We start from the raw sequence: 17,506 nt of genomic DNA, 5'->3' as shown, positions 1-17,506 counted from the left end.
TATACTCTCTTAGATACTCTAAGGTCATCAGTAACATGTCTTCTATTTTTAATTTATTGACGCGGCCTCCTCGGGCTTTTTTCTCTTTGTGACTTATCTTCCAAAATCAAGCTCATTTGATCAAATGTGCTACGTTTTAATCCGGTTAATCTTCGGAATTTCTCGTTGTCTAAACTTTTTGCTTTTTCAATTTTCATCATGCCCTTACGTATTTTTAAGGGCATTATTTTATACAAGGGCTTTTTTATTTCCTGGTTTTGAAAGAGCTCTTTTGTGCAAAAGGATACTTTTCTTCCCATTTTTTAAACAAATCAAGAGTAGATTGCGCATTGATAGAGTCGGAAGAAAGAGTTGTAACTTCTAAGCGCTTTACATCTAAGGCTCCATTGATATTAATACGTTTACGTCCTGTGTTCGTTAGCAATATAGCTTTAGATCCTTTTTCATACCATCCATAAGAGGGTTTGGAATTGTGTTGAGGATGAACCCCATCTAGATAAAGCAGTTGATCTGTTTGAGCGAATTCTTTTTCTAGTTTTTGTAATTCTTGTGAAAAAAGCTTTTTTGCTTCCTCATTCACTTTTCCAGGAATCAGCTTAGGTTTTTTATAGGTGAAGTTTAAGCGGTGCAGTAAAGAAACCATAGCTGATGGCGTATAATATATAGTGGTTCCGATTCAATCGCATAGAAAAATTAGGATTAACGACAAGTTTCAAGTCGTTGACTTAAATCCCATTAAGTTAGCCGTTTGAATTAGCACTACTATATTCCAAAGCGGTCTTTGGCAAAATTAATCACTTGTTTAGCCGAATGGGGTGCTTCTTCTTTTACATAGATTTTTAGTTGCTCAAGCTGATTTTGACTGAGCCAGCAAACCTTTCCTGTATAGTTCAAATTTAGTAAGGCTTCTTTTCCGTCTTTTGAATAGATTTTATAATAACGTCTTATCGTATCGTCATCTAGGAGTAAAGCATGTGCTACTTGTGGGCATGTCCACCCTTCATCTAACAATAAAATAGATTTGATTCCATCGCATAGCCTTTTATTCCGTTCATGGCAATGCATTTCAGTATAACCAATCTAATTTCTCAGTCGCCCATACTTCTCTTATCTCACTACGTCCTCAAGTACATTTTTCAGACCGCCAATAATCACAGCTAGCTTCTTCCGGTATAACGTCCTGTGCTTGTTCAAAAAAGTTATGAGCTTCTGCATGTAAGTGGTCTTGACTGCATAAAACATGTTACGATAATATCATGAAGGCTATATAGTTGATTGCGCGCCTTTCTTGGGTCTGGTAATTTCGAAAAATGCATCATAATAGATGAAGAATGAATGAATCCTTCCATTTTATACTCCTTATGAAAAAGGACTATCGATCTTGTATACCGAGAGAAGATTTTAAAATTACTCTTTTAATGTCCTGTGCCCTGGCCCTGGGGGTAGGAATGTAGGATATGAGATATAAATAATTTATTATTTTAATTTTGTATAATAATTTTATTATCTACAAAGACCAACTCTCGTACTACAAGCTGGTTTTTCAGAAAGTTAAGTTGATTAAAAAAAACAAATAGATTAATTCTTTCATAAAGAAGTGGTGAATACTGATGATGGTTTTGTTGTTTTTTATTTTTATGATTACGATCTTGTTCATTTGGAAAGGCTATCGAAAAGTAGGGATTGGCTTAACTCTAATCAATCTTGTTTTCTGCCTCTTTATGTTATGGCACCATGCAACAGATATTCTTAAGATCCGGATTTGAGTATGTATAAATTGGAACGCACTTTATTAGAACGCAGTTTGAATACCATTTGGGCATTTGTGATTTGTGGTGTGCTTTTAGGTGGCTATTCCGTGCAATTTCTCAAACATGAACTACCTTGTCCTCTTTGTTTATTACAACGTTTAAGCATGATTGGAGTAGCTATGGGTCCTTTACTAAACTTACGCTTTGGTATTTATCCAGCTCATTATGCAGTTTCGATTTTAAGCGCACTTTTTGGAGGATTTGTTTCTTTAAGACAAATATCTCTTCATATTTGTCCTGGATTCTCGTCATTTGGAGAACCTGTTCTTGGCTTAGAACTATACACTTGGGCTTTAGTTGTCTTTGCTTGTTCTGTTTTTGTATCTGCAATTATGCTCTTTCTTCACACAACATCTCCTCAGCACATACAAAAAACGCAAATGAACACATTTGAAAATATGGGTTTTTGGCTTGTGTTGTTTATGACTGCAGCAAATGTTATTACAATATTTCAAGAATGTGGCCTTAGCGCTTGTACAGGCTAAAATCATCTATGCACATTATACACATTGCTTCAGAACTCACCCCCATTGCTAAAGCAGGAGGATTAGCCGATGTTGTGTATGGAATTTGTCAAGAAACTTTGAAACTCGGACACATAACAGAAGTTATTCTACCAAAATATGACTGTATTAATTGCAAATACCTAACGGATCTAAAAGTAGAGCAGAAAGACATCTGGATGTTTGTGGGCTCTCATCGTTATAACAATACGATTTGGTCAGCTAGTTTAGGCGAATTAAAAATTTTTCTAATAGAATCGGATCATCCAGAATACTTGTACCATCGTGGTGTTATTTATGGATGTTCTGATGATATCGATCGCTTTATCTATTTTTCTTGCGTAGCTATGCAATATTTGCTGCAATTAGGAAAACAACCCGATATTCTACATTTACATGATTGGCACACTTCTTTAATTGCTCTTTTATGCCAGAAAAATAACTACAAATTAGGAAAGAGTGTTTTAACCATTCACAATTTAGCACATCAAGGAATCTGTTCTATAAATACTCTTTTAGATAAAGATTTTTTAAAAGGTCTTGGTTTTTCTGATTCTTTGAATTTATTAGAAATAGGAATTGTATATGCTGATTGCATAGCTATCGTTTCTTCTAATTATCAAAAAGAAATTCAAACGCCTGAAGGAGGATGTGGGTTAGATCTAGTTTTACGAGCGTCTCAAAAGAAGTTAGTAAGTATTTTAAATGGTATTGACCAAGACTATTGGAACCCGGCTAAAGATCCCTATCTTAAAAAAAATTATCACATAAACGAGTTAGAAAATGTTCTAAAAGCCAAACTGATAAACAAATGTTTTTTACAAAAGCATCTATCCCTTGCTCAAGAAAATGTCCCTTTGGTTTCTTGCATTACTAGGCTTGTTCCTCAAAAAGGTCCCAACTTAATTGAATATAGCATTCTACGTACTCTAGAATTAGGAGGACAGTTTGTTCTTCTTGGTTCGGTTTCTCAATCAAATAATGATATAAGAGAGCAGTTTATTTCCTTACAAGAAAAATATAAGGATAACAACAGAGTGGCTATTTTACTCATCAATGATGAAGAGTTAGCTCATCTGATTTTTGCAGCCTCTGATTTATTTATTATTCCCTCTTTATTTGAACCGTGTGGTCTTACACAAATGATAGCTATGCATTATGGAACAATTCCTATTGCTAGAATGACAGGAGGTCTTGTAGATACGGTCTTTGATGTTGATACCTCGGATAAACCCTTTGAAGAACGTAATGGCTTTACTTTTGAATTTCCTGATTGGCAAGGATTGAATTGGGCCTTAGAAAGAGCGATTACTTGCTATAACGATCACAAGAAATGGCAACAAATCATGAAAGCTGGTCTTATCTACGATTCTAGTTGGGAGAAAAGCGCTAAACAATACGTATGTATATATGAAGAACTTTTATCTTTTAAGTCCTAATGCTTTTTGAATATAAGCCCTATTGGCCAATATGTATTCACATCCTGAATAAAGGGTATAAATAACCCCTATACTTACGCTATAAACACTTAATTTCCGTAATAAACTCAATTCTAAATAGCCAAGGGAATAAGGAATGAGCATTACAAGAATAAAGAAAATAATTACTGCTTGCACAACCGCTTTAATTTTGCCTGAAAGACGAGCTGCTAGAGCAAATCCTCTTAGCCCACATAAAGCTCTAAGTGTACTAATCACAATATCTCGATAAAAAAAGATGCACACAAGCAACAAAGGGAGCTGTATTACCCCTTGGGTAAAAGCTAAAAAAACTGAAAGACGAAAAATACTATCCGCCATTGGATCCAGCAGTTTTCCTAAATCTGTAACTTTATTATATCTACGAGCTAATAACCCATCAAATACATCTGAAACCTCTGATAACACGGTTAAGCACAACAAAACATAAGGCAAAGCAAGTAGTGTAAATCCCAATTGATCATAGTACAGATAAAGAACAACAAATATAGGCCCTAGTAAAATACGCAATAATGTGAGTATGAGCGCTATGCTCATTTATCCCCCTTTAATCTAAAACTTCGTGTCTTTTTAGAGTAATGGTACCCTATGTCTGTCTTTTTTGAAAAGAAAGCTCTATTCACTTTTGCAAGGCTAGTTGTCCACAAGCTGCTGCAATGTCTTTTCCTTTTGTATAACGCCAGGTGGTGACAATATTAGATGAGAGTAAAATTTCTCGAAAGGCTTCAATGACTTCCTTTTCAGGACGTTGCAACCGAACTTTTTCAATAGGGTTATAAGGAATTAAATTTACGCTGCATTGTTGACCTTTAAGTAAAGCGGCTAATTTTTTAGCCTGCTCTATACTGTCGTTGATATTGCGAATTAAGGTATATTCGTAAGTTACATCTCGTTTGGTTATTCTAGCAAAATTTCCCACAGCTGCTAAAATATCTTCTAGGGGGTACTTACGTGCATAAGGGATAATTTTTTGCCTAATATGCTGATTGGGAGCATGCAAAGAAAGCACTAGATTGGTTTTTAAACCCTCGTTAGAGAAACGATTAATTCCTTCCACTACGCCTACTGTAGAAACAGTAATCCGTCTTTGAGAGAGTGCCAATCGATTAGGATCAATTAATAAACGAATGGTTTCTACAACCGCTTCATAGTTTTCAAAAGGCTCTCCCATACCCATAAAAACAACATGAGATACCTTCTCTTGCCTTTCAAATAACCAAAGATCAATTTGGTACACTTGTTCAAAAATCTCCACCGCGGTTAAGTTGCGTTTTAACCCTTCTTTTCCTGAAGCGCAGAAAGCACAACGAGCAGGACAACCCACCTGCGAAGAAACGCATACAGTACGTCTACCCTCAGAGCAAATAAGAACCGATTCTACGAGCATGTTATCGGAAAGCTGCCATAAAAATTTAACGGTTTCTCGATCCTCTGAAAGGACCTCGCGTTTTTTTACTAGCTGTATTACTAGTAAATTTTCTTTTAGATAAGAACGTAGATCTAAAGGCAAATTGGTCATTTGATCCCAACGGGATTGCCTTAGCTTGTATACCCAATTAAAGATTTGAGAAGCATGGAAGGATTTATACCCTTCTAAGGATAAATTAGAACGTAGTTTTTCTAGGGGTAATGTGTGAACGGAAGAAAGAGGCATTTAAATTATCGTTTTGGGTATTTGCAGATACTTTACTCATTTTTCGTATTTTTTTAATACCTTTATCCAGTTGAGAACTTCTTAATTCATGATCTTCTCGGTTTTCACGAAGATTTTTTGAGATTACATGTGTAAGTTTATTCAAAGATCTTGAGCATTCCATGCTGAACTGAATAAAGTTAACATGTACTAATGGCTGTAAAAGATGCATTGCTTTCATAGTATCCCCCATGTATTTATTACCCTTTATTATAGTTTAATAAATCTTTAAAATCAATTTAATAATCTAAGTCTAAAACAAATAAGGACTTATAGGTTCTAGTTTAAACTTTTAATCCCTTCTCTTGTAACCTTTTTAAACCTCTTCTTTTTTTTGCACACAAATTTTGAGGTAGGCTCTCTTGTTCTTGATGATATTTTTGAAAACGTATTGCTTTCTTCTTTTTTCTCATTCCTAGGGTTTCTGAGGGTAGATTTTGTGGTTGCTTTTGCAAGGATAGAGGCAAATATACCGCTGGATGAATATTCATAAGCCCTCCATAGCTCAACTTTAACATATTTTAACGAAAATTTTAAAAACAATTTAAATTATGTACTATTTATCTAAATCAATAATTAGCAAATACATAGTAGGAAATACTTATTTTTGAACTACTTAACAATAAGTAGATCATAATTTAAAGTTACATAATTAGATAATAAAAAAACACATAAAAAATAACCTCTTATTATACAATGAACTAATTACACCTTAATATATCTAGTTAAATTTTTTATGTTAACCTTTGAGCAAATCATTGAGCGACTTAATACCTTTTGGGTTAAACAAAACTGCATTATTCATCAAGGATATGATTTAGAGGTTGGAGCTGGGATATTTAATCCTGCTACATTTTTGCGCTGTCTGGGTAAAGAGCCTTACAGAGCAGCTTATGTAGAATCGTGTCGTAGACCAAAAGATGCAAAAGATAAAGATCCACATCGACTTCAGATGTCTCATCAATATCAAGTTTTCATCAAACCACCCCCAACCGATACACGTACTCTATATCTACAATCTCTTTTTGCATTAAACCTGGATGTTAAAAAACACGATATTCGATTTGTACATAATGATTGGGAAATCTCTTCATTAGGTATTTCCGGATTAGGATGGAAGATTTGGTGTAATGGAATGAAAATCACCCAATTTACCTATTTACAAACAGTGGGAGACATTGCATTAAAACCAATTAGTGTAGAGATCACCTATGATTTAGAAAGACTCGCTCTATTCCTTCAAAATAAGACTGCAATTTTTGATATACAATACAACCATCTTTTTACTCTTCGCGACCTATTTTTACAAAATGAAGTGGAATGGAGTCATTATCATCTTACGGAAGCCTCTGTTCCTATGTGGCTGCGTCATTTTAGTGATTATGAGCAAGAGATTAAAAATCTAATAAAAAACAATCTTCCTATTCCAGCTTATGATTTTGTGATTAAAGCATCTCATGTTTTTAATTTGTTAGATGCAAGAGGTGCTATTTGCTTTACTCAAAGAAATAGCTATATTAGAAAAATCCGAAATCTAACCCACCTAGTTGCTAAAGCTATTCTTTCCAGACAAGTTTGTTTAACAACCCCTTTTATAAGTACAAAGTTTATTATACAAAAAAATCCTTGTTTCAACCCAAAAAATACACGGGATTTTCTTTTAGAAATTGGTTCAGAACAACTACCTGCGAGTTTTGTACCCATTGGCTGCCTATATCTAGAAAATGCCATGCGCAATTTGTTAGAAACCTCTGGATTAGAATTTGAAGAGCTGCAGATATTTGGAACCCCTCAACGCCTAAGTATTTTGGTAAAGGATCTTGTAGAAGGAACGGAATCCGTGGAAGAACAAATAAAAGGACCTTCAATAACTGTAGCTTTCGATAAGAAAGGTAATTTAACAAGAGAAGGCAAGGGGTTTTTACAAGCTTGTAATATTGCCTTTTGTACTTTAGCTGAAGTATTGCAAGAAGAAACACAAAACTTGTATTTTATGTCTATGGGTGGCATTCAATACCTAATTGCTACCATTTATGTAAAAGGTAGCTCTACCTATGCGCTTCTACAAAAACAGCTACCGTCTTTGATTATGAATATAGCCTTCCCCAAGAAAATGTATTGGGAAGATCCATCTATTAGGTATGCTCGTCCTATTCGATGGATTCTTGCTTTATTTGGGACCCAAGTGGTGTCTTTTAATCTAGGCAGGATTCAATCCGGGAACTTTTCCTTTGGCCATTTTCAACTTAAGCCTACTTATATTGAAATCAAACATCCAAAATATTATCTTTCTGATTTAAAAAATCACTGCGTTCTAGCAGATATAGAAGAAAGAAAACAACACATTGAAAAACAAATTAAAATCTTAGAACAACAAATAAAAGGATATGCAATAGAGCAGAATAAAGTACTTCCAGAGGTATTGCATCTTACAGAATGGCCTACCTTAATGCTGGGATTTTTTGATGCTAAATTTCTAAGAATTCCTCAAGAAGTACTTATTTCACAAATTATAAAATACCGCAAATATTTTCCTATCACTGATCGTCATAATCAACTAATGAATGCTTTTATTATTACAATTGATAATCAACCCAACCCAATGATTCAACTGGGCAATGAAAAGGAACTTCTTTTCCGTTTGTCTAATAGAGCTATTCTTTATGAAAAAGAAGTTCATATTCCACTTGAGTTAAGTTATTATAAACTACAAGAAATAAGTTATCAGAAAAATTGTAAAAATCTTTGGAATAAAGTAGAAAGGCTAACTCTAATAGCAATAATGCTTCATCAGTACTTAGAAGTCGCAGAATATACACACGTACAAAGAGCTGCTCTTTTAAGTAAGTCCGACCTTTGCTCTGCACTTGTGAATGAGTTTTCTGATTTGCAAGGTATTATTGGTAAATATTATGCTCTAGCGCAAAATGAACAACACCAAGTAGCAATAGCTCTTGAAGAACAATGGATGCCTAGATCAAAATGCGATGCCGTTCCTAAAACTCCGACCGGCATTATACTAAGTCTATCAGATAAAATAGACGATCTTATTAGTTCCTATAGCACCTCTAGGGATCTTTATCCTTTACGTAAACAGGCAATGGGTATTATTCGAATCCTGTTAAAAAATAAAATGAGTTGTAACTTGCAAGTTTTATTATTAAAAGCCTGTCAGGTATTTTCTATCATAAATAAAAAAAAAGCCACGCAAGCAATTATCACTTTCATCAATACTCGCAAGAAATTGATCTTTGAAGAATTAGGCTTTAGAAAAGATGAAATTGATGCCATTATAAGGATAAGCCCTTATGACCCTTTTGATCAATTATGTAGATTAGAAGCTTTTTGTAGCTTTCGCAAATCTAAAAAAAGCCTCTTTTGCTTTATTAAAACCTATAGACGCATTAAAGGATACACCCAGAATGATTCCCCTGCTTTTCAGCAAAAGCTTATGATTGAACCTGCTGAGAAAAAAATTCTTCAAGAATATATTCTAATTCATAAATGCTGGCCAAAAATCCTACAGAAAAAACAGTATCTAGAAGCGTTCAAATTACTAGCAGAATTGCAAAATCCTTTAGAAAAATTTTTCAAAACTATAATCATCCTTACAAATGATCCAGTTCTGCGTGGAAATAGGATTGCTCTTTTAAAGAAATTCATTAAATTATTTGAATCCTTAATGGATTTCAGCAAATTCTAAGTCTTTAATTCTTGCTGAATTTATTGGGGAAAACCATACTGGTGAAAACCTAAGGTATTTTGAGATGCATTTACCCATTTTTGACTTACATAACGATTTACTTTCTTTCCTGGTCGAGCAAGAAAATAGATCTTTCTTAGATCCCCTTTCTCGTTGTTCTTATTTGCAAATGAAACAAGGAGGTATAAAAACCCAGGTACTTGCCATTTTTACAAAAAAAGCGCTAAATAGCATTGATTTAGCTCAAAAACAAAGCGAAAAACTACAGTGGCTATGCAAAGAGCATCCCTCCTATTTTTCTCCTATTTCCCAGAAAGCTTCACCAACAGCCATATCCACAATTGCAGCTTTTGAAGGAGCCTCTGGATTTGCAAATGAAGAAGAACCTCTTACTATGAGTTTGCAAAGACTGGCCAGTTATCAAAGTAGAATCGGTCCTCTTCTTTACATTGGTATTACTTGGAATGAAGAAAATCGCTTTGGAGGAGGCTCTGATACTTCTATCGGTCTAAAACCCGATGGGATTCATTTACTAGAATGGCTAGACAACCGTAAAATTGCCATTGATTTAAGTCATGCTTCTGATGCTTTAGCTTGTGATATTTTAACCAAAATTGATCAAAATAATTGGCGTATCCCCCTCATTGCCAGCCATTGTAATTTTCGCAAAGTTCACTTTGCTACTCGTAATCTTCCCGATGAGCTGGTACATGAGATCATTCATAGAAAGGGTCTTATCGGATTGAACTTTTTTGCTCCTTTTGTTCACCAAGAAGAACCTAATGGCTTAATCCAACATGTAGAATATGCGCTTACACTTAATGCAAAAGAAGCTCTTTGCTTTGGTGCTGATTTTTTCTGTGATAGAGATGCCTCTAATCTACAAGCTAAATACCCAGGGCAATCTTTTTATCACGCTCCCTATGATACAGCTGAGTGCTATCCTATTTTATTGGAAAAGCTAGCAGTAAAGTTAGAATTACCTGTTTTGCAATCTATTGCTTACGAAAATGCTAGAACTTTTTTAGATACTCAAATTTTAGGAATGAACACTTCTGGAACCTGATTTTTAAGAATATCAAACTGACGAGCTAGTTGGAGCGTTTCTTCTTCAGAATGCGTAACTGATTGAATCTCTATTCTGATTTGTTCTCTTTTTTGCATCCAATCTCTTAGGAGAATTTTATGCAAAACTTCTAGAAAACCTTCTTTTGTTTTATTTAAGTTGATTTTACGTTGTAAAAGCTCAGATAAAAGTTTTTGCTCTTCAGAATCATTTAAGCTACTGCCAATTGCTAAAAGATCAAAGCAGCTCGATTGATGCTCTGATAAGGATACATAAAGTTTCCAAGCACTTGGCACTCGAAAATGATTCTGCTTTAAATTAGCTTTGGCAATATGGATGATCTCTGGGTATTGAGAAGATCCCATTAATAACCAACGCAATAAATCAAGCTCTAAAATGCGATCCCCATCTACCTCTTGTAAACGTATCGATTCTTGTCTAGAAATAAATAGATCCGGCATACAGATCTGATCCATTCCAACACTAGCCTCTGGTACCTGCGCAATTTCAGCGAGTTTTTTTAAACTCTCATGTATTAGCACTGGTTGCTGCCAATTGTTAATTTGATCTACTATTTGATTGACTACTTGATTTTTTTGTGAAGGAACTTGCAGATCATGATCTTTTGCTAAATAAAAAAATAAGAAATTTAAATAATCTGAACTAGTCTCTAAAAGATAAGCAAAAAAGCTAGGTCCTTTTTCCCTAAGCAATAAATCGGGATCCTTTTCTTTTTCTAAAGCAACCACTCGGGTATCAATCCCATTTTTTTGAAATAGGTCCCCTATTTTTTGCGTTGCGGCTTGACCTGCTTCATCGGCATCTAAAGCCAGATAGATTTTCTTAATACCAAGCTGCAGCAGTTCCTTAACATGCTCTTCTCCAAAAGCTGTGCCTTGAGCTGCAACCACATAATCAAAACCTGTATCAATTAATCGCAAAGCATCAATTTGTCCTTCTACGAGGATTGCGGTTTGTTGCTTTGCAATTCTTATACGGCAATAACTCAATCCAAATAGCACACGAGATTTTTTAAATAAGATGGTTTCTGGGGAATTGATGTACTTCCCTCCAAATGTACTTTGTTTATATTTACGGGCGGAAAAACCAATCACAGCTCCCAAAGAATCTAGAATAGGGAAAGTAATTCTCTCGCTAAAAAAATCTCGTTTTTTTTCTCCAGATACTTTGATTAGACCAGCTTGTAGCATGATGTCCTCTTCAATGCCACATGTCTGTAAATACTGGATCAATAAACTATAGTGTTGCGGTGCATACCCTATTTGAAAACGACGAATAAACTGCAAAGGTATCCCTCTTTCATATAAATAGTTAAGAGCTTCTATTCCTTCTTCTGTATATAATAATAAATAATGATATAACTCGCTTGCAGAAGCCAAGGCCGTTTTTAATGCAATTTTATTAGGGGTTTTTGTATTTCCTTTTTCCTCTTCCTTCTCTAAATGCACTTGAAAACGCTCCGCAAGACTTTCTACCGCTTCGGTAAATGACATCCTTACATGGGTCATTAAAAAAGAAATAGCGTCTCCATGAGCTCCACATCCAAAGCAATGGTAATGAGCACTGCCTTTTTGCATGATAAAAGAAGGCGTTCTTTCCTCATGAAAAGGACATAGTGTTTTATAAGTAGATCCACTTCTTTGAAAAGTAAGGTGAGCTGACAATACTTCGAATAAATCAATTTTATGACGGAGCATTTCCAAACTGCTTGTAGTAAATAAAGGCATAAGCTTCGTAGCAAAAAATTTATGGTTTTTTTTAAGCTTGCAACAGTTGATTCAACTGCGTCAAGGTTTTCTATTTTACAAAAAAGTATAGGCTAAAATGCATTTTAAGATAGAGATTTAGAAAAATATTTAAAATGATTTGAAAAAAATTACTTTATTTAAAAATCAAATATCCTTTAAAAATTTTGTTGAACAAACTTCTGTGAGGCAAAATGGATAAATCAGAAGAATTATTACTTAATTCTTTATCTAAGGAAGAAAAAGCTACTTATTTTTCTCAAATAGGAATAATGCAAGATCCCTCTTTAACCCAGCTAAGAGAACAAATCAAAAACGTTATGCTCCCTTTACTGCTAAAAGTATTTCAGCTTAAAATTCACATAAATAAAGAGATCGCGCTTAATGCATCTCCCATTACAGAAGGTGATGGAGAATCTATTATTCACAAACTCAAACTACTAGACAAAGATATCAAAACACTGATGATGTGGTGTCAGGCATGCATTGAACAAATTCAAGAAGCTCTTAACATAGATCCACAAAATTCTAGATTTAAACAATTGCATTCCGACTTTCTAGATTCCTCTAATAAACGCTGGTGGCATAAATTTTATAAAAAATTACATAATAAAGTTGATGAAATTTAGAGTTTATTTCTCAATAAAACCTTGCATTCTCCTGCTTTAGCTTAGATAATAAGGAGCTTATAAGCGAGGTATTAGAAATGAAAGAAGAAAAACCCTCTTCCATGATGGCTCAATGGCATCATTGTAAAAAACAAGCAGGAAATGCTTTATTGCTATTTCGTTTAGGGGATTTTTATGAGGCCTTTGAAAATGATGCTGTGCTCTTATCAAAGCAATTGGATATAACACTAACTAAAAGACAAGATATTCCCATGGCAGGAATTCCTTTTCATGCAAGCGATGCTTATATTGATAAGCTTGTTGCAAAAGGGTATCGCATTGCTATTGCCGAACAATTAGAGGATCCGCAATCCATTAAAGGAATCATAAAACGAGAAGTCGTTAAGATCATTACTCCAGGAACAATTGTTCACTCTAATCTACTATCTGCAAAGTCCAACAATTTTCTCTGTTGTTTTATACAAATTAATGAAGCCTTTGGTCTTGCTGTACTCGATGTTACAACTTCTGAGTTTCGCGCTATGGAATTCGAAGATAAAAAGCAGCTATTTGATGAACTAAGCCGTATCCAACCCAAAGAGCTTTTGCTACCCCAAAAATGGATAACGCAACATCCTGATTTCCTTGAAGAAATAGACCGTCAATTTAAACCAGCTATTCATGTAAAAGAAGCGTGGCATTTTGAACACAAACATGCTTGTAATGTGCTTTTGCGACATTTTAAAGTGAGTAGTTTAGATAGTTTTGGATTAACAGGTATGGTTGCTGCCATTAATGCAGCTGGCGCTATTTTACATTACGTGCAAGATGAATTAAATCTTCCGATTCAACATATTAAGAGCATAAAAAAAGAACACTCTTCCTCTTATATGTTACTAGATCGAACCACTCAAAAACATCTAGAGCTTTTTCAGTCGATTCAAGATATTCATTCCTCTCATACCTTGCTGCAAGTTATTGATTACACCTTAACTCCCATGGGTGGACGCCTGCTCAAATACTGGCTTGCACATCCTTTATTGGATCTGACTGAAATACAGCAAAGACAAGAGGGTATTGAGGAATTTTTATCCAAATGGCAGCTCAGCGAACAGATCTTTGAGCATTTAAAAGAAATTCGCGATTTAGAGCGTCTGATTATGCGAATTGAAACCGATTATGCAACCCCGCGCGATTTGGGGGTTTTCCGCCTTTCTTTAGAACAAATCTCACCTATTTTCCATATTTTGGAAAGTTATTTTACTAGTCAATTCATTACTAAAAATAAAACAAATTTAAAAGATGTTTCAAATCTTGTGCAACTATTGCAAAAAGCGATTATAGATACCCCCCCTTTAAAATTGAAAGAAGCCGAAATATTTCGCTCAGGATTTTCAGAAGAGCTTGATCGCTTACAATCCATCAAACAAGACTCGCATAATTGGATTGCTCAACATCAAACACAATTAAGGCAAGAAACGCAAATCAAAAATCTCAAAGTAGGATATACAAAAGCCTTTGGCTTTTTTATTGAATTAAGCCGTGGAAAAACAGAAAAGATTCCCTCCTCTTTTCAAAGAAGACAAACCTTAGTGAATGCAGAACGCTTTACAACCCTAGAATTAAAAGAATATGAACATAAAATTCTACATATAGAAGAACGTATTTGTGCCTTAGAATATGCTTTATTTACGCAATTAAAAAAACAAATTGCAGAACACGCTTCTTCGATTTATCTCATTGCACGCGCCATTGCTGAAATCGATGTGATTTGTTCGTTGGCACAGGCAGCTAAATTTCACAAATATATAAAGCCTACTGTCAATTCCAGCGATCTATTTCATATTGAAGAAGGGCGTCATCCAGTAATTGAAACCGTTATGAAAAAAGAACTATTTATACCCAATGATGTTCTTTTAAATGCCACAAGTCATCGATTGCATTTAATTACAGGTCCCAATATGGCAGGTAAGTCCACATTTATCCGCCAGGTGGCATTAATTGCCATCCTTGCACAAATGGGCAGTTTTGTTCCTGCTAAGAGCTGTACCATAGGTATTATCGATAAGGTTTTTAGTCGGATTGGAGCCAGTGATGACTTAGCAAGAGGCCTTTCGACTTTTATGGTGGAAATGACAGAAACCGCAAATATTCTCAACAATACAACAGATCGCTCTTTGGTGATTTTGGATGAAATTGGTCGAGGAACTAGTACATATGACGGAATTTCTATCGCATGGGCTGTTGCAGAATACCTCTTAACTCAACCAGGCAAACAAGCCAAAACCTTATTTGCTACGCATTTCTGGGAGTTAACCGAATTAGAGCAAAAGATTCCTGGAGCTGTAAATTATAGCGTCTCTGCCCATGAGTCTGAAAATAAAATCGTATTTTTGCATAAAGTCATAAGAGGAAGTACGGATAAAAGCTATGGCATTCACGTGGCTCGTTTAGCAGGATTGCCCTACTTTGTGGTTAAGCGCGCACAACAGATGTTAAAAGGCCTAGAACAAACCTCTATAAAAACGACTAAACCCAAAGCAGAAAAACAGCTCTGTCTTTTTATGAATTCAGAGATAGAAAATAAACCAGATATTTTAGGAGAATTGAAGGAAATCGATCCAAATAATCTCACTCCTTTAGCTGCTCTACAAAAACTTATCGATTGGAAAGAGAGAACAAAATAATGGTTTTTGATCCTAAACAACTTGATGTGTTTCCTATGCAATCTGGGGTCTATCTGATGAAAGACAAAGCAGACAGGGTAATCTATGTTGGAAAAGCTAAATTACTTAAAAACCGTTTAAAACAATATTTCTCTCTTAACGATACCAGAGCCATGATTCCGCTTTTAATCGCGCAAATCGCACACATTGATACGATTGTAGTTTTTTCCGAAAAAGAAGCTCTTCTTTTAGAAAATACTTTGATTAAACAACACAAGCCTAAATTTAATGTACTGCTCAAAGATGATAAAACCTTTATCAGTCTATCCATCAATGTAGATCATCCATGGCCCATGCTGCGCCTTATACGTTATAAAGGGACTATAAAAGATAAAGGCCTTTATTTTGGACCTTATACAAGCGCTATTGCAGCAAGAGAAATCTACGAATTATTAAATAAATTATTCCGCTTGCGTCAATGTTCAGATAATGAGCTTAAAAAACGCACTAGACCTTGTTTGCTTTATGAAATGAATCGCTGTCTTGCTCCTTGCGTTGGTTTATGCACTAAAGAGCAATATGATCAGCAAGTACAAAAAGTGATCTATTTTCTAAAAGGAAAAAATCAAGATATCCTTCCTGAGCTCTACGCACAAATGCAACAAGCTTCTGATCATCTGCAATTTGAAAAGGCTGCTTCTCTACTTAAAACCATTCGCCACCTCGAACATGTTTTACAATCCTCTACTGCTAGCTATCATATAGAATCTACCGATGCTATAGGAATCTACCGCCAAGCAGATGAAGTCATCCTGTTTCTCCTGTTTTTGCGCCAAGGAAAATTAACTGGATCTATGCATTATGCATTTTCTAATGTTATTGAAGATGACGATGAATTGCTGACCTCTTTCATTCTGCAGCACTATCAAAACAATAAAAATCCTCCACAAGAAATCCTAACTCCCATTCAACCCTCTTTGGCTTTGACAGAAATTCTCAAAAGCACCTGTAAAATCCAATTGCTCTTTCCTAAAAAGGGAGAAAAACGAATTTTGTTAAAATTAGCACAAGAAAATGCTAAAAGCACTTTTAAACAGGAAAAAGATGAAAAACTCCTTAAGGAAAAAATGTTGCTTGATCTGCAAGACACCCTGCAGCTCAATCGCTATCCTAAAAGAATTGAGTGTTTTGACACCTCTCACTTAGCAGGTAGTGATTCGGTAGCATCTGTGATCGCTTTTACAGATGGGGTTAAAGATACCAAATATACAAGACTTTATAAAATCAAAACCCAGCATACAGGAGATGACTACACCTCCATGCAAGAAACTCTTTTTCGCCATCTATCCCGTGCTAAAGCAGCAGATGACCTTCCTGACTTAATCATCCTTGATGGAGGGAAAGGACACTTAACCATAGCACTTGAAGTGTTTAAGAAACTCGACATAGCTTCCATAGATCTAATCGCACTAGCTAAAGAAGCCTCTCGTCATGATAAAGGCATGAGTCAAGAAAAAGTCTATCTTCCTTATATTCACGACCCCATATTACTCAACCCCCGATCCTTTTTGTTACAGCTCTTACAAAAAATCCGTGATGAGAGTCACCGTAAGACAATTACCTTTCATCAAAAGAGACGCAAGAAAAGACTCATTTCTAGTGCATTAGATAACATCCCTGGCATTGGCCCTATCAAAAAAAAACGACTTCTTACCCATTTTGGCAGTATAGAAAGAATCAAAAAAGCCTCTATCCAAGATCTTCTGCAAATTAAAGGGATTACCCAATCTGATGTAAATGCCTTACAAAAGGGATTAAGTTAAATTAGTCTATAGTAGTGCCAATTCAAACAGCTAGCTTAATGGGGTTCAAGTCAACGACTTGAAACTTGTCGTTAATCCTATATTTTTCTATGCGATTGAATCGGAACCACTATATAATGATTTTATGCTTGCTCGCTTGATAAAAGACGGCAAATTCCTTGTTGCTGAGCTCGCTCCATTAAATTCATCCAAAGATTAGGCCCTTCTAACCTCGAAGTGTACAAAAAAGAACGTATAAATACTTGAAAAAACATCTATTGTGCACCCGAGCATAGCATGTTTGTAGATAATAGATCTCTTGCATAACCAATAAGCAATCTAAAATTTTAAAGTATTTTAATCCAGGAGATATGATTGTTTGAGCGATATAGCTGGAAATGCTTTTGTTA

Annotated in this window: 16 protein-coding genes and 1 pseudogene; 8 read left to right on the top strand and 9 right to left on the bottom strand. The window is 35.1% G+C overall.

Annotated features, from left to right (window positions below; genetic code table 11):
• The 4 genes and pseudogenes from RHOW815_RS02500 to RHOW815_RS02485 all read right to left on the bottom strand — a co-directional run.
• Nucleotides 1–197, bottom strand: a pseudogene (locus RHOW815_RS02500) (IS5/IS1182 family transposase); the annotation flags it as partial.
• A gap of 47 nt (nucleotides 198–244) precedes the next feature.
• Nucleotides 245–664 carry a transposase gene (locus tag RHOW815_RS02495; protein ID WP_256439904.1) on the bottom strand — a complete coding sequence of 140 codons (420 nt, stop codon included), beginning with the start codon at nucleotides 662–664 and terminating at the stop codon, nucleotides 245–247.
• Between the two features lie 98 nt (nucleotides 665–762).
• On the bottom strand, nucleotides 763–1,065 hold the full coding sequence (locus RHOW815_RS02490; RefSeq protein WP_215216793.1) for a helix-turn-helix domain-containing protein: 303 nt from the start codon (nucleotides 1,063–1,065) through the stop codon (nucleotides 763–765).
• 134 nt (nucleotides 1,066–1,199) lie between these two features.
• Complete coding sequence (locus RHOW815_RS02485) at nucleotides 1,200–1,349, bottom strand: transposase family protein (RefSeq protein ID WP_215216792.1); 150 nt, start codon at nucleotides 1,347–1,349, stop codon at nucleotides 1,200–1,202.
• A gap of 261 nt (nucleotides 1,350–1,610) precedes the next feature.
• On the opposite strand from RHOW815_RS02485, the gene RHOW815_RS08990 reads away from it, so the two are divergent.
• The 3 genes from RHOW815_RS08990 to RHOW815_RS02475 are packed head-to-tail and all read left to right on the top strand — an operon-like array spanning nucleotide 1,611 to nucleotide 3,753.
• Complete coding sequence (locus tag RHOW815_RS08990; RefSeq protein WP_350339698.1) at nucleotides 1,611–1,766, top strand: DUF5993 family protein; 156 nt, start codon at nucleotides 1,611–1,613, stop codon at nucleotides 1,764–1,766.
• A 2-nt stretch (nucleotides 1,767–1,768) separates the two neighbouring features.
• Nucleotides 1,769–2,296, top strand: coding sequence for a disulfide bond formation protein B (locus tag RHOW815_RS02480; RefSeq protein WP_215216791.1), 528 nt, complete (start codon nucleotides 1,769–1,771; stop codon nucleotides 2,294–2,296).
• Nucleotides 2,297–2,304: 8 nt separating this feature from the next.
• Nucleotides 2,305–3,753 carry a glycogen synthase gene (locus RHOW815_RS02475; RefSeq protein ID WP_215216790.1) on the top strand — a complete coding sequence of 483 codons (1,449 nt, stop codon included), beginning with the start codon at nucleotides 2,305–2,307 and terminating at the stop codon, nucleotides 3,751–3,753.
• On the opposite strand, the gene RHOW815_RS02470 is transcribed toward RHOW815_RS02475, so the two are convergent.
• The 3 genes from RHOW815_RS02470 to RHOW815_RS02460 form a co-directional block, all read right to left on the bottom strand.
• Complete coding sequence (locus RHOW815_RS02470) at nucleotides 3,736–4,329, bottom strand: CDP-alcohol phosphatidyltransferase family protein (protein ID WP_215216789.1); 594 nt, start codon at nucleotides 4,327–4,329, stop codon at nucleotides 3,736–3,738. The genes RHOW815_RS02475 and RHOW815_RS02470 overlap by 18 nt on opposite strands.
• 82 nt (nucleotides 4,330–4,411) lie before the next feature.
• On the bottom strand, nucleotides 4,412–5,446 hold the full coding sequence (gene rlmN, locus RHOW815_RS02465) for a dual-specificity RNA methyltransferase RlmN (RefSeq protein WP_215216788.1): 1,035 nt from the start codon (nucleotides 5,444–5,446) through the stop codon (nucleotides 4,412–4,414).
• A 323-nt stretch (nucleotides 5,447–5,769) separates the two neighbouring features.
• Nucleotides 5,770–5,976, bottom strand: a complete 207-nt coding sequence (locus tag RHOW815_RS02460; protein ID WP_215216787.1) for a hypothetical protein — start codon at nucleotides 5,974–5,976, stop codon at nucleotides 5,770–5,772.
• A 245-nt stretch (nucleotides 5,977–6,221) separates the two neighbouring features.
• Here RHOW815_RS02460 and glyS point away from each other — a divergent pair, with 245 nt between their 5' ends.
• Both glyS and RHOW815_RS02450 read left to right on the top strand, forming a co-directional pair.
• A complete protein-coding gene (gene glyS, locus RHOW815_RS02455) occupies nucleotides 6,222–9,188 on the top strand; it encodes a glycine--tRNA ligase subunit beta (protein ID WP_215216786.1) in 2,967 nt (988 codons plus the stop codon).
• 64 nt (nucleotides 9,189–9,252) lie between these two features.
• A complete protein-coding gene (locus tag RHOW815_RS02450; protein WP_215216785.1) occupies nucleotides 9,253–10,254 on the top strand; it encodes a dipeptidase in 1,002 nt (333 codons plus the stop codon).
• Here the strand turns inward: RHOW815_RS02450 and dnaG are convergent.
• Nucleotides 10,221–12,002, bottom strand: coding sequence for a DNA primase (dnaG, locus tag RHOW815_RS02445; protein ID WP_215216784.1), 1,782 nt, complete (start codon nucleotides 12,000–12,002; stop codon nucleotides 10,221–10,223). The genes RHOW815_RS02450 and dnaG overlap by 34 nt on opposite strands.
• A gap of 212 nt (nucleotides 12,003–12,214) precedes the next feature.
• On the opposite strand from dnaG, the gene RHOW815_RS02440 reads away from it, so the two are divergent.
• The 3 genes from RHOW815_RS02440 to uvrC all read left to right on the top strand — a co-directional run bounded on the left by RHOW815_RS02440 (nucleotide 12,215) and on the right by uvrC (nucleotide 17,117).
• Nucleotides 12,215–12,649 carry a hypothetical protein gene (locus RHOW815_RS02440; protein WP_215216783.1) on the top strand — a complete coding sequence of 145 codons (435 nt, stop codon included), beginning with the start codon at nucleotides 12,215–12,217 and terminating at the stop codon, nucleotides 12,647–12,649.
• Between the two features lie 77 nt (nucleotides 12,650–12,726).
• Nucleotides 12,727–15,315, top strand: a complete 2,589-nt coding sequence (mutS, locus tag RHOW815_RS02435) for a DNA mismatch repair protein MutS (protein ID WP_215216782.1) — start codon at nucleotides 12,727–12,729, stop codon at nucleotides 15,313–15,315.
• On the top strand, nucleotides 15,315–17,117 hold the full coding sequence (gene uvrC, locus RHOW815_RS02430) for an excinuclease ABC subunit UvrC (RefSeq protein ID WP_215216781.1): 1,803 nt from the start codon (nucleotides 15,315–15,317) through the stop codon (nucleotides 17,115–17,117). The genes mutS and uvrC overlap by 1 nt, the downstream gene beginning before the upstream one ends.
• A 205-nt stretch (nucleotides 17,118–17,322) precedes the next feature.
• Here uvrC and RHOW815_RS02425 read toward each other — a convergent pair.
• Nucleotides 17,323–17,506, bottom strand: a 184-nt coding sequence (locus RHOW815_RS02425; protein ID WP_215216780.1) for a hypothetical protein, incomplete at its 5' end; no start/stop codon positions are given.

This window comes from Candidatus Rhabdochlamydia sp. W815 (assembly GCF_018642185.1).
Taxonomy (GTDB): Bacteria; Chlamydiota; Chlamydiia; order Chlamydiales; family Rhabdochlamydiaceae; genus Rhabdochlamydia; species Rhabdochlamydia oedothoracis.
This window is presented reverse-complemented; position numbering and strand designations above follow the sequence as displayed.

What these genes read in the sequence shown, in the direction of transcription:
- uvrC (WP_215216781.1), top strand. Translation starts at nt 15,315, where the DNA reads ATGGTTTTTGATCCTAAACAACTTGATGTGTTTCCTATGCAATCTGGG.
- rlmN (WP_215216788.1), bottom strand. Translation starts at nt 5,446, where the DNA reads ATGCCTCTTTCTTCCGTTCACACATTACCCCTAGAAAAACTACGTTCT.
- glyS (WP_215216786.1), top strand. Translation starts at nt 6,222, where the DNA reads ATGTTAACCTTTGAGCAAATCATTGAGCGACTTAATACCTTTTGGGTT.
- RHOW815_RS02490 (WP_215216793.1), bottom strand. Translation starts at nt 1,065, where the DNA reads ATGCATTGCCATGAACGGAATAAAAGGCTATGCGATGGAATCAAATCT.
- RHOW815_RS02485 (WP_215216792.1), bottom strand. Translation starts at nt 1,349, where the DNA reads ATGGAAGGATTCATTCATTCTTCATCTATTATGATGCATTTTTCGAAA.
- dnaG (WP_215216784.1), bottom strand. Translation starts at nt 12,002, where the DNA reads ATGCCTTTATTTACTACAAGCAGTTTGGAAATGCTCCGTCATAAAATT.
- RHOW815_RS02460 (WP_215216787.1), bottom strand. Translation starts at nt 5,976, where the DNA reads ATGAATATTCATCCAGCGGTATATTTGCCTCTATCCTTGCAAAAGCAA.
- RHOW815_RS02470 (WP_215216789.1), bottom strand. Translation starts at nt 4,329, where the DNA reads ATGAGCATAGCGCTCATACTCACATTATTGCGTATTTTACTAGGGCCT.
- RHOW815_RS02475 (WP_215216790.1), top strand. Translation starts at nt 2,305, where the DNA reads ATGCACATTATACACATTGCTTCAGAACTCACCCCCATTGCTAAAGCA.
- RHOW815_RS02450 (WP_215216785.1), top strand. Translation starts at nt 9,253, where the DNA reads ATGCATTTACCCATTTTTGACTTACATAACGATTTACTTTCTTTCCTG.
- mutS (WP_215216782.1), top strand. Translation starts at nt 12,727, where the DNA reads ATGAAAGAAGAAAAACCCTCTTCCATGATGGCTCAATGGCATCATTGT.
- RHOW815_RS02440 (WP_215216783.1), top strand. Translation starts at nt 12,215, where the DNA reads ATGGATAAATCAGAAGAATTATTACTTAATTCTTTATCTAAGGAAGAA.
- RHOW815_RS08990 (WP_350339698.1), top strand. Translation starts at nt 1,611, where the DNA reads ATGATGGTTTTGTTGTTTTTTATTTTTATGATTACGATCTTGTTCATT.
- RHOW815_RS02480 (WP_215216791.1), top strand. Translation starts at nt 1,769, where the DNA reads ATGTATAAATTGGAACGCACTTTATTAGAACGCAGTTTGAATACCATT.